Genomic DNA, 15,210 nt, shown 5'->3' with positions numbered 1-15,210 from the left:
ATATATCGAAAAACGTCGAATTCATCAAAAATTCCACGCAATTATCGGCGTTCGCCTGATATTTTGGCTCAATATGCATAAATTTATTTTGACAGCTGAATTAAAACAGTCAATCCTTTTGAACGTGCCGCAGAAACTATCGGCATCAACAGTCAACAGAACTGTCCTTTGGGAGGATATCATGAAGAAGATCGCACTTATGGGAGCCGTTTTGTCGGCGGCCCTGTCCACAACAGCACTGGCGGAAGGCCTGACGGTTGGCGTCAGCTGGTCGAACTTCCAGGAAGAGCGTTGGAAGACAGACGAAGCCGCCATCAAAGCCGCGCTCGACGCTGCTGGTGCCACATATGTTTCCGCTGACGCGCAAAGCTCCTCGGCCAAGCAGCTGTCAGACGTGGAAAGCCTGATCGCACAGGGTGTCGATGCCTTGATCATCCTCGCACAGGACAGCGCTGCCATTGGCCCCGCCGTGCAAGCCGCAGCAGACGAGGGCATTCCGGTTGTCGGCTATGACCGTCTGATCGAAGACCCCCGCGCTTTCTATCTGACCTTCGACAATGTCGAAGTGGGCCGCATGCAAGCCCGTGCGGTGTTCGACGCCCTGCCTGAAGGCAATTATGTGATGATCAAGGGCTCGCCCACCGACCCGAACGCGGATTTCCTGCGGGGCGGTCAGCAGGAAGTGCTGCAGGAAGCCATCGATGCGGGCAAGATCACCATCGTGGCGGAGGCCTACACTGACGGCTGGTTGCCTGCGAATGCGCAGCGCAACATGGAGCAGATCCTAACCGCGAATGACAACAAGGTCGATGCGGTTGTGGCCTCCAATGACGGTACCGCCGGTGGCGTTGTTGCGGCGCTGACGGCGCAGGGCATGGAAGGCATCCCGGTCTCCGGTCAGGACGGCGATCACGCCGCGCTGAACCGCGTTGCCAAGGGTACGCAGACCGTATCGGTCTGGAAAGACGCGCGTGAGCTGGGCAAAGCCGCAGCCGAGATTGCGGTTGAACTGGCCGGTGGCACCGAAATGACCGCAGTGGGCGACGCTCAGGAATGGACATCCCCCGGTGGCACCAAGATGACCGCGCGGTTCCTGGCACCTGTGCCTGTCACCTCGGCAAACCTATCCGCCGTTGTGGACGCGGGCTGGATCACACAGGAAGCACTTTGCCAGGGCGTCTCCGGCGGCCCGGCACCTTGTAACTAATCTCCCGAAACTGGCGGGCCCTTCACCTCTGAGGGGCCCGCACATCTCAAATCTGCGTTTGCGCTACGGCGCGGACCCAGTCCTTTTGTCTTTTTCGCAGGAGCAAACTCCATGACGGATGTGCCCGCCCCGCAAAATACAAAACGCACCGGCTTTCAGGCGCTGGAGGTTGATACCCGGCTTTTGGGCATGATCGGCGCGTTTCTGGTGATCTGTATTTGTTTCAACGTGTTGACTGACGGGCGTTTCCTGACGCCGCGCAACATTTTCAACCTGACAATCCAGACGGTGAGCGTGGCGATCATGGCAACCGGCATGGTGTTCGTCATCGTGACGCGCCACATCGATCTGGCCGTGGGCGCGTTGCTTGCGACATGCTCTGCCTTCATGGCGATGCTGCAGACGCGTTACCTGCCCGACCTCTTTGGTCTCGGCCTGGGTCATCCGCTGACGCCCTGGATCACGATCATCGCGGGGCTTGCGGTGGGCACACTCATCGGCGCGTTTCAGGGCTGGCTGGTCGGCTATCTGGCGATCCCGGCCTTTATCGTGACCCTTGGGGGCCTGCTCGTCTGGCGCAACGTGGCGTGGTATCAGACCAGCGGCCAGACCATTGGCCCGCTCGACACGACCTTCATGAAATTCGGTGGCATCAACGGCACGCTTGGGGAGACCTGGAGCTGGATCTTCGGCGTGCTGGCGGTCATCTGGGCGCTTTATGCGCTGTGGTCCGCGCGCCGCGCCAAACTTGCGCATGGCTTTCCGGTAAAACCCGCCTGGGCTGAGACCACAATCGGCGGCATCATCGCTGTGGGCATTCTAGGCTTTATTGCCATTCTCAACGCCTATGAAATCCCGTCCCGGCGGCTGGAACGCATGTTCGAGGCGCGCGGCGAGGTCATGCCCGAGGGCTTCACTGCCTCATATGGCCTGCCGATCTCGGTGCTGTTGCTCATCGCGGTTGCTGTGGTCATGACACTGATTGCGCAGCGCACACGACTTGGCCGCTATATCTTTGCCACCGGTGGCAATCCGGACGCGGCGGAGCTTTCGGGCATCAACACGCGGATGCTGACGGTGAAGGTCTTCGCCCTGATGGGCGCGCTCTGCGCCATCTCGGCGGTCGTGGCCTCGGCGCGTCTGACCAACCACTCTAACGACATCGGCACGCTGGACGAATTGCGCGTCATCGCCGCCGCCGTCATCGGGGGTACCGCGCTGGCCGGGGGCATTGGGACGATCTATGGTGCCATCCTGGGCGCCCTGATCATGCAATCGTTGCAATCGGGCATGGCGATGGTCGGCGTCGACGCACCGCTGCAGAACATCGTGGTGGGCACGGTTCTGGTCGCCGCCGTCCTGATCGACACGATCTACCGTAAAAAGACTGGAGGCCGCTGATGGCACCTTTATGCGAAATGCGCGACATCTCGATTTCTTTTGGCGGTGTGCGAGCGGTGGACGGCGTTTCGATCCACGTGAACCCCGGCGAAGTTGTGGGCCTTCTTGGTCACAACGGGGCCGGAAAATCCACGCTGATCAAGATCTTGTCGGGCGCCTACAAGGCCGATGGCGGCGAGATTTACGTCGAAGGGCAGAAGGCCAATATCACCAGCCCGCGCGATGCCCGCCGCTACAACATCGAGACGATCTACCAGACACTGGCGCTGGCAGACAACCTCGATGCCGCCTCGAACCTCTTTCTGGGGCGGGAACTGACCAATTGGATGGGGTTCGTGGATGACGACCGGATGGAAGCGGAGACGCGCAAGATCATGGCGCGGCTTAACCCCAACTTCAAGAAGCTCAAGGAGCCGGTATCGGCCTTGTCCGGCGGTCAGCGCCAATCGGTGGCCATCGCCCGCGCGGTCTATTTCAACGCCAAGATCCTGATCATGGATGAACCCACCGCGGCTCTTGGTGTGCACGAGACGCAGATGGTGGCCGAACTTATTCAAGAACTGAAGAAACAGGGGTTGGGCATTTTCCTGATCAGCCATGATACCCGCGAAATGCTGGAATTGTGCGACCGTGTGTCAGTGATGAAAAACGGCCAGTTGATCGGAACGGAGCGGGTTGAGGATGTGACCGAAGACGACATCCTCAGCATGATCATCATGGGCAAGAAACCGGATCAGGCGGCGTAAGGCGATGTATCTGGGGCTTGATCTGGGGACCTCCGGCCTGAAGGCGGTGCTGATTGATGAGGATCAGCACCTGTTGGGCGAGGCGACGGCGCCCTTGACGGTGCAGCGTCCGCAGAGCGGCTGGTCGGAGCAGAACCCGGCTGACTGGCTCGCGGCGGCGGAAACCGTGATGACGGCGGTGGCCGCGCAGCATGATCTGAGCGCGGTGCGCGGCATCGGCCTCAGCGGTCACATGCATGGGGCAACGCTGCTGGATGCCTCTGATGAGGTATTGCGGCCCTGCATGCTCTGGAACGATACGCGCAGCCATGCGGAGGCGGCGGCCTTTGACGGCGATCCCCAGTGGCGCGCGATCACCGGCAACATCGTGTTCCCCGGCTTCACAGCCCCCAAGGTGGATTGGGTGCGGGTGCATGAACCCGATATTTTTGCAAAAACCCGTAAAGTGTTACTGCCCAAGGATTATCTGCGCCTCTGGTTGACCGGTGACGCGGTGTCGGAAATGTCGGATGCGGCAGGGACAAGCTGGCTGGAGACCGGCAAACGCGACTGGTCGGATACGCTTCTGGCCGCCTCCGGACTGACCCGTGAGCATATGCCGCGCCTTGTCGAAGGGTCCGAACCTTCGGGCACGCTGCGTGCGGCGCTCTCCGCCCGTTGGGGATTGCCGGAAGGCGTGATCATTGCGGGGGGGGCCGGTGACAACGCAGCGGCAGCCGTTGGCATGGGCGTTGTGAAACCGGGGCAGGCTTTTGTGTCGCTGGGCACCTCCGGCGTGCTTTTTGCCTCCAGTGAGGCCTATCAACCGGATGCGCCCTCTGCGGTGCACACCTTCTGCCACGCGGTGCCCGACACTTGGCATCAGATGGGGGTCATTCTCGCCTGCACCGATGCGCTCAACTGGTATGCGGCGCTCGTCGGATCCGACGCGGGCAGCCTGACCGCCGATCTCGGCGCTCTGCAAGCGCCGTCCGAAACGCTTTTCCTGCCCTACCTTGGGGGCGAACGGACGCCCCACAACGATGCCAGCGCCCGCGGCGCGTTTCTGGGACTCAGCCACGCAACGGATAAAACCGCAGGCACCCTTGCGGTGCTGGAGGGCGTCAGCTTTGCGTTTAAGGATTGCTATGATGCCCTGCGCAGCACTGGCACCCGGATTGACAGCCTTGTGGCCGTCGGCGGCGGCAGCCGATCCGACTATTGGCTGAGCCTTCTGGCCACGGTGTTGGACATGCCGATCGATGTGCCTGCGGCTGGCGATTTCGGCGGGGCCTTTGGGTCGGCGCGTCTGGCCCAGATGGCAGTGCTGGGGGCAGGGGCCGAAGGCGCCACCCCTCCGGCAACGGCACGTACCATCGCGCCCGATCCTGCGCTGACCGATGCATTCACGACCCGCCACGCGCAGTACCGCGCGGCGTATTCCGCCCTTAAGGAGGCCCTATGACCGACTTCTTCGCAGGCATCTCGCCCGTTTCCTACAATCCCGATGCGCCCGCGGATGACCTGGCCTTTCGCCACTATAACGCCGATGAAATCGTCGCGGGCAAGCGCATGGAAGATCACCTGCGTTTCGCCGTGGCCTGGTGGCACAGCTTCGCCTGGCCGGGCGGGGATCCCTTCGGTGGGCAGACGTTTGAGCGGCCCTGGTTCGGGGACACGATGGATCTGGCCCGGCTTAAGGCCGATGTTGCCTTTGAGATGTTCGCGCTGCTGGGTCAGCCCTACTACTGCTGGCATGACGCCGACATTCGACCCGAAGGCGACAGTTTTGCCGAGAGCAAGCGCAATTTCGAAGAGATCATCGATTACATCGGCACCAAGATGGACGCAGGCGGGCCGAAGCTGCTTTGGGGGACAGCGAACCTGTTTTCGCACCGCCGGTTCATGTCCGGTGCGGCCACCAACCCGGACCCGGAGGTCTTTGCCTGGTCGGCGGCCACGGTGAAAAACTGCCTGGACGCGACCCACAAGCTGGGCGGCGAAAACTACGTGCTCTGGGGGGGGCGCGAAGGCTATGAGACGCTGCTCAACACTGATCTGAAACGGGAACGCGCGCAGGCCGGGCGTTTCCTGCAGATGGTTGTCGATTACAAGCACAAGATTGGTTTCAAGGGCGCTATTCTGATCGAGCCCAAACCGCAGGAACCGACCAAGCACCAATACGACTATGACGTCGCCACCGTTTACGGGTTCCTCAAGGAATTCGGTCTGGAGGGTGAGGTTCAGATGAACATCGAACAAGGGCACGCCATTCTTGCCGGGCACAGTTTTGAGCATGAATTGGCGATGGCGGCGGCCTTGGGCATCTTCGGCTCCATCGACATGAACCGCAACGACTACCAATCCGGCTGGGATACCGACCAGTTTCCCAACAACGTGCCCGAGGTGGCGCTGGCCTACTACGAGGTGCTCAAGGCGGGCGGCTTCACGACAGGTGGGACGAACTTCGACGCCAAGCTGCGCCGCCAAAGCCTCGACCCCAAGGATTTGATCGCCGCCCATGTGGGCGCCATGGACATCTGCGCCCGCGGGTTCAAGGCCGCTGCCGCGATGCTGGAGGATGGCGGTCTGGAAACAGCCCGCACCGCACGGTATGCAGAGTGGGAAATTGGTGCGGCACAGGGCTGGCTCACCAATGCTACACTGGAAGAGATCGAGGCAACTGTTGCCGGGGGTGGGGTCGATCCCGCGCCACGCTCGGGGCAACAGGAAATCCTTGAGAATTACGTCAGTCGATTTGTCTGAGGACACATAAAATGGCACTCATTCTGGCGGATGTCGGAGGAACGAACGTACGCTTTGCCTGCGCCAGAGGCGGGGCCATTGATGCCGCCCTGACCCGTCGCTTTCAAAACGATGATTACGCCAGTTTCGACGCTGCATTGTCGAGCTATCTGGCAGAGGTGAAGGTCGCAACCGTCGAGGCCCTGACAATTGCTGTTGCGGGGCCCGGGAACGGGGTGACGGCGCGCCTGACCAATCGCAACTGGCGATTTGATGCGCGTGAGCTGGCGTCAGCGCACGGTGCGCATCAAGTCAGTTTAATGAATGACCTCGGAGCTTTAGGATACGCTCTTGATAGTTTGGATGAAGGCGGTGTGCGTGTCGTTGTGGAGGCCGAGAGCATGCCAGCAGCGCAGATGCAGCGCCTGGTTGTGGGGATCGGTACCGGGTTCAACGTCAGCCCGGTTCTGACCCACAATGGGGGTGTGACCTGTCTGCTGGCCGAAGCAGGCCTTGGCAGTTTGCCAAGCCGTATGCGCCGTCCTCTGGAGGCGTTTTTGGGCAGGCCCGCGGACTGGGTGCGTTGCGTCGAAGACGTGATTTCCGGGCCGGGTCTATCCCGGTTGCATACAGAAGCCACGGGGGAGGCGCTGGACGCGCGCGTGGTTTTGGAACAGGCCGGTGCCGTGGAGGCAAAGGCCATGGCCAGCCGCGAGGTCTTTGCCAAGATGCTTGGCGAATGGGTGCAGGACCTGCGCCTGCTTTACATGCCCACGGGGGGGATCTTTCTGGCGGGTTCTGTGGTGCGCGCGCTGCTGGACAGCCCGGCGCGCGAGACCTTCGTGCAGACGGTCAGCGCACAGCCCACGGTGAAATCAACGCTGCCGCCAGTGGCAATTTCCGTCATCACACAGGATGAGGCAGCGCTTCTGGGATGCCTCGCCTATGCCAAGGCGGCGCTTTAAGTCGTTTCGACTTTTCGGTGAAACACGGCACATTTTTTGCATTCACCTGTCGGGAGAGGCTGCGCCCAAGTACTTCAAGTTAAAGCCGAAACGCTCTAGCGCGTCCACCAATGCACACCGGCAGGGGGGATTTGCACACCGTCAAACAAGACCGTATCGGAGTTATAATTAAAGGCAAAAAGATGGGTCTGTGTATCCCTAAGGCGCAATCCTTCGGGCAATTCTCGCGTCTCGACGCCTGCCTGTTCCGCCAGATCTACAATGATACGGTCCCAGAGTGCTTCATCCGGCCAGGCGCCCAGATAGTGCAGCGCGCCTTCGCTTTTTAGGATGGCGTCACCCGTGACCGTCTCGAAACGCGTCGCGGCCTGTCCTTCCAGCATTTCCATCCAATGCTGGATCGTGCCACCGCCCTTGACCGCCCGGGTCACGTCCGGCGGCAGGCTTTCAACCCGCGCCACAGTGGTATCCAGACCCGGCAGATCCGGTCCCATGGGCACCGGTATGCAAAGCTCTTCGGTCACCGCATTGGATCGCGGGCCAAGCAGGGCGACGGTCCCCGTCAAAGCTGTTTTCAAAGCATCAGGCAGATGGGCCAGACCGGGCGCCAGAACCATGGCGTAGTCTGATACATCGTCGACTGTCGAGGGAATGATATCAACCGAAAGACCCTGTCGCCGCAGGGCGCGATACGCCTCCAGCATCAGGCGGAAATAGCTGAACCCGTCGCCCTGCGGCAGCGTGACCCAGGCCCATTCAGACGGGTAGTCGAAAACCAGCGCAACCGGTGCTTTCTTGACCGCGACATCCGGCATCTGCGCCATTTCCTGCGCGACCTGCGCCGCCTCGGCCAATCCGGGCGCCGGGGCATCGTCGGGGCGGCGCAATCCGGCATGCATCTGCTCTTGTGCAAAGGGCGCCTGACGCCAGCGGAAGTAGCTGACGACCTCGGCGCCATGGGCAAACGCCTCCCAGCTCCAAAGCCGCACCATGCCCGGCAGGGGCGCGGGGTTGTGCGGGGCCCAGTTCACCGGGCCGGGTTGTTGTTCCATCACCCACCAGCGCCCGTCCTTGCCAACGGCGCGGTAGAGATCATGGTGGAAGGCCTGCATATCCGGGTCGCCCTGTTGCAGGTAGCGCGCCTTGTGTTCCGCGCTGCCCTCCAGCCGGTCGGACAGAAATCCGATGGGGTAGCTGTCCCAGCTGGCGATATCAATCGAGGCCCCGACATCGAAGTGGTCGAAATCCAGCACCCGACCCATGTAATTATGAATGAGCGGCGCATCGGTCCGGGCGCGCAGGGCGGCCACCTGCACCGCGTGATAGGCCACCACCTGATCGGAGCTGAACCGGCGAAAGGCCAGTTCATGGCTCGGATTGGCCTGCGTCACTGTGAGATTGGGCAGGTCGATCTCATCGAAACCGCGGTATTCCATCGACCAGAACACATTGCCCCAGGCCGCGTTCAGCGCATCGATGTCGCCATACCGGTTCCGCAACCATAGCCGGAACGCCTCCCGCGCGGCGTCCGAATAGGACAGGACCGTGTCATGGCAGCCATATTCATTGTCGATCTGCCAGCCCTGTATGCGCGGGTCGCGACCGTAGCGATCTCCCAGAACCTCGGCGATCCGGCCGCTGGCCGCGCGGTAGCCTGCGTGGCTGAAGCAATAATGCCGCCGGGAGCCGAACTTGCGCGGCTGCCCCTGCGCGTCAACGGCCAACATGTCGGGAAACCTGTCCAGCATCCAGCGTGGCGGGGTGCAGGTGGGCGTGCCGAGGATGATCTTCAGGCCCGCAGCGCTCAGCGTGTCGATGGCGCGATCCAGCCAGTCGAAGGTAAAGGTGCCGGGTGTGGGTTCCATCCGGCTCCAGGCAAATTCGCCGATCCTGACCCAGGTGATGCCTGCCGCGATCATATTGGCGGCATCTTGCGCCCACATCTCTTCCGGCCAGTGTTCGGGATAGTAGCAGGTGCCCAACGCACGTTTCATAAGATCACCCGTGGTTCTGCCAGCCCCTGCGCAACGCCGGGGATCGCAAAGGTTTGCCCGTGGGCTTTTTCCGCCGCCAGATGCGCCGTTTCCAGCCCCTGCATGGCGCTGGTGACGTAGAGCGTGGTCAGATCCGCGCCACCAAAGGCCGGGCAGGTGGTATGCGCTGCGGGCAGCTCGATCGCTTGCAGGAATGTGCCATCTGGAGAATAGGCCGCGACGCGTCCTGCGCCCCATTGGGCAATCCACAGCGCCCCGTTTTTGTCCACTACGGCCCCGTCAGGGTTGAGACCTTCGGCGCTGAGATCAAGGAACACCTGCGGTGCGCCATCGGGCCAGCCATTGCGGTCCAGCGGCACGCGCATGACCTGCGCCTGCGCGGTATCGGCGAAATAGGCAAAGTTTCTGTCGGGGGCAAAGCAGATGGCGTTGGAGATGGTGATCTCGCCAAAAAGCTTCCGCAACTCCCCTTGGTAGAGCCTGTAGATTGCGCCAGCCCCGACTTCGGCATTCTTGCCCATGGTGCCAATCCAGAACCCGCCCCAGGGATCTGCGCGCCCGTCGTTGGAGCGTGTGACGGAATTGCCTTGCTCCAACGGAACGATGCGGGTCTTTTCAGCGGTGATCAGGTCAAACCGCCACAGCCCGGTGGCCGAGGCGATCAGCAGGGTATCGGCATCGATCCAACCGGCAGCGGAAACCGTTTCGTCGAATGGCCATTCCAACGGGTCTGCGCCTGACTGGCTCAGGAGTTTCTGACCGATAATATCAAACCAGAAAAGCTGCTGGCGCAGCGGATGCCACAGCGGCCCTTCGCCCAGCTGGCAGCGCCGGGCATCATGGACCGAAAACGTCACGCGGTGGCCTGTTTATAGGCCTCAACGATTTTCCGGGCTCGGTCAGCCACATCCTGCGCGGTCAGTCCCGGTTTGTAGATGGCCGATCCCAACCCGAAGCCATCCGCACTGGCGGCAATCCATTCGTCAAAATTCTCCGGACCTGCGCCGCCGACGGCAAAGACCAGCGTGCCCTTGGGCAGGATCGGGCGCATCGCCGCAAGACCAGCGGTGCCCGCCATCGCGCCCGGAAAGAGTTTCAGTCCGTCAGCACCTGCGTGCAGGGCCGCGAAAGCTTCGGTGGGGGTGAAGACGCCGGGCCAGCTTTGCATGCCAAGAGCCTTGGTCGCGCGGATCACCGCGACATCGCAGTTGGGCGATACAATCAGCTTGCCCCCCGCGTTGGCGACGGCATCCACCTCCGCCACCGTCAAAACGGTACCGGCACCGATCAGGGCCCGGTCGCCGAATGCGCGCGCCAGGCTGCCGATGCTTTCCAGCGGATCGGGTGAGTTTAGTGGCACTTCGATCTGGGTGATGCCCGCGTCCAGCAGCGCCTCGGCGATGGTGGGGGCCTCGGGCGGAGTAATGCCACGCAGAATGGCGATCAGGGGCAGTGTCATGTGAGAGCCTTTGCGTTTCTATAAGCGGCGGTCAGCCCGGCAAGGGTTGTTCGTTCCGTATCGACAAGCATTGCCTCAACGCCTTGGGGGCGCAGGGCCGATTGGTAGGCGCGGGCCTGATCGCCCGTGCCCAATATGGCAACGTTCTGACCCAGCCAATAGGGGCGGGCAGCGGCGAGTTCTGCACCAATGAGAAACCCCGACAGCGCCGCGCGGGTGCTGGCCGCAGGGGTCTGATGCAACAGGTGATCTGCGCGCAACCCAAAGAGCCGGGCGGCAAAGCGTTCGGGCTTGGCCATGGCATCGCTGACTGCCGCATCAAAGGCGGCGTTCTCCCACCCGTCCTCAGCCAGGGAATGGCGCAGAACCGATCCGTCGCTGATCAGCGCAAAGAGCTCACCCGACATGAAGGTTTGAAAGCTGACAACTTCACCGGCACTCAGGTGCACCCATTTCGTATGTGTGCCGGGCAGGCAGAGCACGCCGTCCCAGCCCGGGTTGAGATGCAGGAACCCGGCTATCTGCGTTTCCTCGCCGCGCATGACATCCGCGGGGCTGGCCTGGGACAGGCCAGAGACAACGCGCACTTTCAACCCTTGGGTGGTGGGGGCCGTGGTCAGGGTTTCGGCCAGGGGGGTGCAGGGCACCGAGCGGTAGGGCGCCTCGACCCAGCCCTGGCGCGATCCGACCATGCCGCAGGCGATCACCGGCACGGGGCCGCCGGTCAGCCAATCGCCGATGAGCCGCAGGAGCGCAGGTTCAAACTCTTCCGTCTGCAACCGGCCCATGCCGTCGTCGGATTGCGCCCGCGCCAGCACCGCCCCCCCCTGCATCGCAAAGGCGCGCAGATTGGTTGTGCCCCAATCCACCGCGATCCAGTCAGGTGCTATGGTCTGGCTCATGCGCTCATCCTGTGGTGACCACGCCGCCGTCCACAACCATACACTGCCCGGTCATCATCTTGCTGGTGTTCGAGGCCAGAAACAGCACCGCATCGACAATGTCCTGCGGTTCAAGGTGGGTCTTGAGGCACTGGCGTTCCAGATGGGCCGCCAATGCATCCGGTGTCGCCCATTTGTCCAATTGCTTTTCCGTCAGAACCCAGCCCGGTGCTAGCGCGTTCACACGGATGCCATCGGGGCCCAATTCACGCGCCAGGCTGCGGGTCATGGCGGTGATGCCGCCGTTGGCGCTGGTGTAGGCGGGGTAGCCCGCGTTGCCCATCATATAGCTGATCGAGCTGAAGTTGATGATCGCGCCGGAGCCCCGTTTGATCATGGCAGGCGCCACCGCTTGTGCGGCAAAGAAATAGGCCTTGAGGTTGACCGACAACAGAAAATCCCAATCCTCCGGCGTCAGCTCCAGCCAGTTGTGCCGGCGGTCATTGGCGGCGTTGGAGACCAGCGTGTCAATGGGGCCGTGGGCCTCTTCCGCCGCAGCGATCGTTTTGCGCAGACCGTCCGTATCGGTGATGTCGCCCTGGAAAAACAGTGGTGCGCGTCCGTGTTTTTCGGTCATTTCGGCCACGAAGGCGCTGGCATCGGAGCGACCGATGAAAGCGACGTTGGCGCCCTGGGCTAGGAAGCCATCGGTGAGATCCGCCCCAATGCCCGATCCGCCCCCTGTGATATAGATCGAGGCACCGTCGAGATCGTGAAAACTTGCGGTCTTTGTCATGATACTGTCCCGGTTATTGCCCGAAGGCAGGATGGTGCAGGTGATGGCAGCGATGTGCCCCGAAGGTCGATGATATTCAAGCGAAATGGCGTTCCGTTGATCTGTGTCACAGCCGCTTGCCCTCCAGCACCCACATGCTCTCGGGGAAGCTCCATGGCAGGGTCACCCCGTTGTGCATGAGCGCGGCCCCCGTCAGCGTCAGCGGGCCTTCTTTGAGCGCCAGATTGCCGCGCGACAGCACGGTGGCGGAGGCGCGGTTGCGCAGGCTGATTTCATACTGCGCGTCCGGTTCCAGGCGCGTCAGCCGCAGCGGGCGCGGTGCAATCTGCGGTGAGGTGCCCGATTTGCCGGAAAAGACCACAAAGCGGCTGCCGTCCCGTGCCTGCTGCTGTTCGGCGATAACCGAAGGGTCAGAAGCGTCCAGCCGCAGAATATCCGCTGTATACATCCAGTCGCGGTTGTCCTTCCACCAGGCGGTGACATCCGCCAGCACGCGTGCCTCGTGATCGGTCAGTTCGCGCGGGTCCATCTCAAACCCCATATGCCGCTGCGCCGCGACCCATGCGCGGAATTCGATGTCCAGCACGCGACCGGAGGTGTGGCATTTGCGCGGACCCACATGGCTGCCGGTCACGGCAGAGGGCATGAAGATCGACGCATTATGCTGCATTTTCAGCCGCTCCAGCGCGTCATTGCTGTCTGACAGCCACACCCGCTGTGTCCGACTGAGGATGCCGAAATCAATGCGTCCGCCACCCGAGGCACAGCTTTCAATCTCTACATCCGGGAAATCCGCGCGCAACCGGTCGATCAGCGCATAAGACCCGCGGGTTTGCGCGGCATCCGGCATCGGCAGCACGCGGTTGTGGTCCCATTTGATGTAGTCGATGGGGTGGGTGGACAGCAGCTTGGAAATCCGCTCGTAGAGGAAATCACGCACTTCCGGCAGCGCCATATTCAGCGCCTTTTGCTGGCGGCCCAGCACCTGATCCTCCGACCCCAGCGCCCAATCGGGATGGGCGCGGTGAATATTTGAATTGGGGTTGATCATCTCCGGCTCGAACCAGATGCCAAAGCTCATGCCCTGCCCATGCACATAGTCGATGAGCGGGCCGAGACCATCAGGGTATTTGCGCGGATCCACTTCCCAATCGGACAGGGAAGAGGTGTCATCGTCGCGTTGCCCGAACCAGCCATCATCCAGCACGAAACGCTCCGCGCCAAGCTTGGCAGCGCGGGTGGCGATGTCTTTCAGCACGGGCAGGTCATGGGCGAAATAGACCGCTTCCCAGCAATTGTAATGCACCGGGCGCGGGCGTCCCGGTTTGGTCCAGGTGACCACCCGGTCGCGCAGATGCCGCTGAAAAGACACCGCGCAGCCGTTCAAGCCATCCGACGAATAGACCGCATAGAGCGGTGCGGTGCGGAATTCCGTCGAGGGGGAAGTTTCCATGCGCGCCGCATGGCCGAACTGGATCTGGCGGCGCCCGTCGGGTAGTTCTTCGGCGATCATGCGGTGACCACCAGACCAGCCATAGTGAAAGGCAAAGGCCTCGCCGCTGGTGTTGGTGGCTGCCTGGCACGGGACGATCAGGCCGGGGAAGTGTTCGTGCCCGGTGCGGCCCGTGCGGTTTTCGCGGTAGCGGATGCCGGGCGACCAGGCGGTGCGGTTCATCTGGAACTCACCACACCAGCGCCCGGCAAAATCGATCATGTCATTGGCATGCTGCGGCGCAGGCAGCACCGGGGCCGCCAGCCAGTGCAGATGCAGCGGGCGATCTGCCGAGAGTGCCGCCGTCATCGCGATGACGTGGGTCTCGGGATCAAGCGCAAAGTCCGCAGTATAAGTTAGACGGTTCCCCTGATCCTTGCAGATCACTGTCAGCCCGTCAGGGCGCACTTCGACACCATCGAGATGGAATTTCGGCAAGAGCGGTGTGCCGTCCTGATCGCGGACGATCAGCCCGGGCTGGCCGGGAAAGGTGCGAGAGGCCTCCGGACAGAGTGACAGATCAGGATTTTCATCCAGCATGCCACCCGTAACATCAAGCGTGCTGATGCGGGTGATCGCCGTCAGGTCTTCTCCCGCGGGCAGCGGTGCGCCCCAATAAACAACCTGTGGGCAGCGCCCACCGGAAGAGGCGAGCGCCAGTGTCTGACGCTCGTCGTCCAGCCGCCAGCATTGTGTCACTTTACGGCTCCGAGGGTGAGACCGGCGATAAAGTGCCGTTGCATCAGGAAGAACATCAGCACCGGCGGCAGGGCGGCGACGATGGAGCCCGCGCTCATCAGATGATAGGCGGCGCGGAACTGCGCGTTGAAGCTGGTGATCCCCGCTGTGACCGGCTGGCTTTCAGGGCCCTGCGTCAGCACCACCGCCCAGAAGTAATCGTTCCAGATGAAGGTGAAGATCAGCACCGAGAGCGCCGCAATCGCGGGTTTCATCAGCGGGATCACCACATACCAGAAAATCTTCCACTCCGCGATGCCTTCGACACGGGCAGCTTCGATCAATTCATAGGGCAGGGCGCGGATGAAGTTGCGCATGAAGAGCGTGCAGAATCCGGTCTGGAAGGCCACGTGAAAGAGGACCAAGCCGGTCTTGGTGTTGTAGAGCCCCATGTCGAGCGTCAGGTCGCGCACCGGCACCATCAGGATCTGGAAGGGCACGAAGTTGCCCGCCACGAACATGAAGAAGATCCAGATGTTGGATTTGAACTTGTAGACGCCAAGGGCAAACCCGGCGAGGCAGGACAGAGCCACCGCGCCAATGACCGTGGGCACCGTGATCAGCACCGAATTCAGCATGTAACGCGGCATGTCGGAGTTGAAGAATACCTGACCGTAGTTGTTGAACATCTCGAACGACGAGGGCAGGCCCCAGTAGTTGCCCTGGGTGAAATCCACCGCCGGTTTGACTGAAAACACGGCCACGGCAATCAGCGGCAGGAGCCACATGATCAGGGCAATCGGCAAGAGCGACTGATAGGTCAGCTGCCAGGAACGGGGGGTTTTCTCAATCGGTGTCGGGAACATC

Annotated in this window: 13 protein-coding genes; 6 read left to right on the top strand and 7 right to left on the bottom strand. The window is 61.9% G+C overall.

Annotation, left to right across the window (positions count from 1 at the left end):
- The first annotated feature begins 181 nt into the window (after positions 1-181).
- The 6 genes from xylF (at position 182) to Q1A63_RS09805 (ending at position 7,043) form a co-directional block, all read left to right on the top strand.
- Positions 182-1,207 (top strand): D-xylose ABC transporter substrate-binding protein, encoded by a 1,026-nt coding sequence (xylF, locus tag Q1A63_RS09830; protein WP_298970850.1) that lies wholly within the window; start codon positions 182-184, stop codon positions 1,205-1,207.
- Between the two features lie 111 nt (positions 1,208-1,318).
- Positions 1,319-2,608, top strand: a complete 1,290-nt coding sequence (locus tag Q1A63_RS09825) for a sugar ABC transporter permease (protein WP_298970851.1) — start codon at positions 1,319-1,321, stop codon at positions 2,606-2,608.
- Positions 2,608-3,354, top strand: coding sequence for an ATP-binding cassette domain-containing protein (locus Q1A63_RS09820; RefSeq protein WP_298970853.1), 747 nt, complete (start codon positions 2,608-2,610; stop codon positions 3,352-3,354). The genes Q1A63_RS09825 and Q1A63_RS09820 overlap by 1 nt, the downstream gene beginning before the upstream one ends.
- A gap of 4 nt (positions 3,355-3,358) precedes the next feature.
- Entirely contained in the window at positions 3,359-4,798 is a 1,440-nt protein-coding gene (gene xylB / locus Q1A63_RS09815; protein ID WP_299631380.1) for a xylulokinase, read from the top strand.
- Positions 4,795-6,099: a xylose isomerase gene (gene xylA, locus Q1A63_RS09810; protein ID WP_299631378.1), complete on the top strand. Its 1,305-nt coding sequence runs from the start codon at positions 4,795-4,797 to the stop codon at positions 6,097-6,099. The genes xylB and xylA overlap by 4 nt, the downstream gene beginning before the upstream one ends.
- Positions 6,100-6,110: 11 nt before the next feature.
- On the top strand, positions 6,111-7,043 hold the full coding sequence (locus Q1A63_RS09805; protein WP_299631376.1) for an ROK family protein: 933 nt from the start codon (positions 6,111-6,113) through the stop codon (positions 7,041-7,043).
- A gap of 95 nt (positions 7,044-7,138) precedes the next feature.
- On the opposite strand, the gene Q1A63_RS09800 is transcribed toward Q1A63_RS09805, so the two are convergent.
- From Q1A63_RS09800 to Q1A63_RS09770, 7 genes are all read right to left on the bottom strand, one after another.
- Complete coding sequence (locus Q1A63_RS09800; RefSeq protein WP_299631374.1) at positions 7,139-9,037, bottom strand: beta-galactosidase; 1,899 nt, start codon at positions 9,035-9,037, stop codon at positions 7,139-7,141.
- Entirely contained in the window at positions 9,034-9,894 is an 861-nt protein-coding gene (locus Q1A63_RS09795; RefSeq protein ID WP_298970869.1) for an SMP-30/gluconolactonase/LRE family protein, read from the bottom strand. Before Q1A63_RS09795 ends, Q1A63_RS09800 begins: the two co-directional genes overlap by 4 nt.
- A complete protein-coding gene (locus Q1A63_RS09790) occupies positions 9,891-10,496 on the bottom strand; it encodes a 2-dehydro-3-deoxy-6-phosphogalactonate aldolase (protein WP_298970872.1) in 606 nt (201 codons plus the stop codon). Before Q1A63_RS09790 ends, Q1A63_RS09795 begins: the two co-directional genes overlap by 4 nt.
- Positions 10,493-11,398, bottom strand: a complete 906-nt coding sequence (locus Q1A63_RS09785) for a 2-dehydro-3-deoxygalactonokinase (protein ID WP_298970874.1) — start codon at positions 11,396-11,398, stop codon at positions 10,493-10,495. The genes Q1A63_RS09790 and Q1A63_RS09785 overlap by 4 nt, the downstream gene beginning before the upstream one ends.
- A gap of 4 nt (positions 11,399-11,402) precedes the next feature.
- Positions 11,403-12,173 (bottom strand): SDR family oxidoreductase, encoded by a 771-nt coding sequence (locus tag Q1A63_RS09780; protein WP_298970877.1) that lies wholly within the window; start codon positions 12,171-12,173, stop codon positions 11,403-11,405.
- Positions 12,174-12,279: 106 nt separating this feature from the next.
- A complete protein-coding gene (locus Q1A63_RS09775) occupies positions 12,280-14,364 on the bottom strand; it encodes an alpha-galactosidase (protein WP_298970879.1) in 2,085 nt (694 codons plus the stop codon).
- Positions 14,361-15,209, bottom strand: a complete 849-nt coding sequence (locus Q1A63_RS09770; RefSeq protein ID WP_298970881.1) for a carbohydrate ABC transporter permease — start codon at positions 15,207-15,209, stop codon at positions 14,361-14,363. Before Q1A63_RS09770 ends, Q1A63_RS09775 begins: the two co-directional genes overlap by 4 nt.
- Position 15,210: the final 1 nt, after the last annotated feature.

The organism is uncultured Roseobacter sp. (assembly GCF_947499265.1).
Taxonomy (GTDB): Bacteria; Pseudomonadota; Alphaproteobacteria; order Rhodobacterales; family Rhodobacteraceae; genus Roseobacter.
This window is presented reverse-complemented; position numbering and strand designations above follow the sequence as displayed.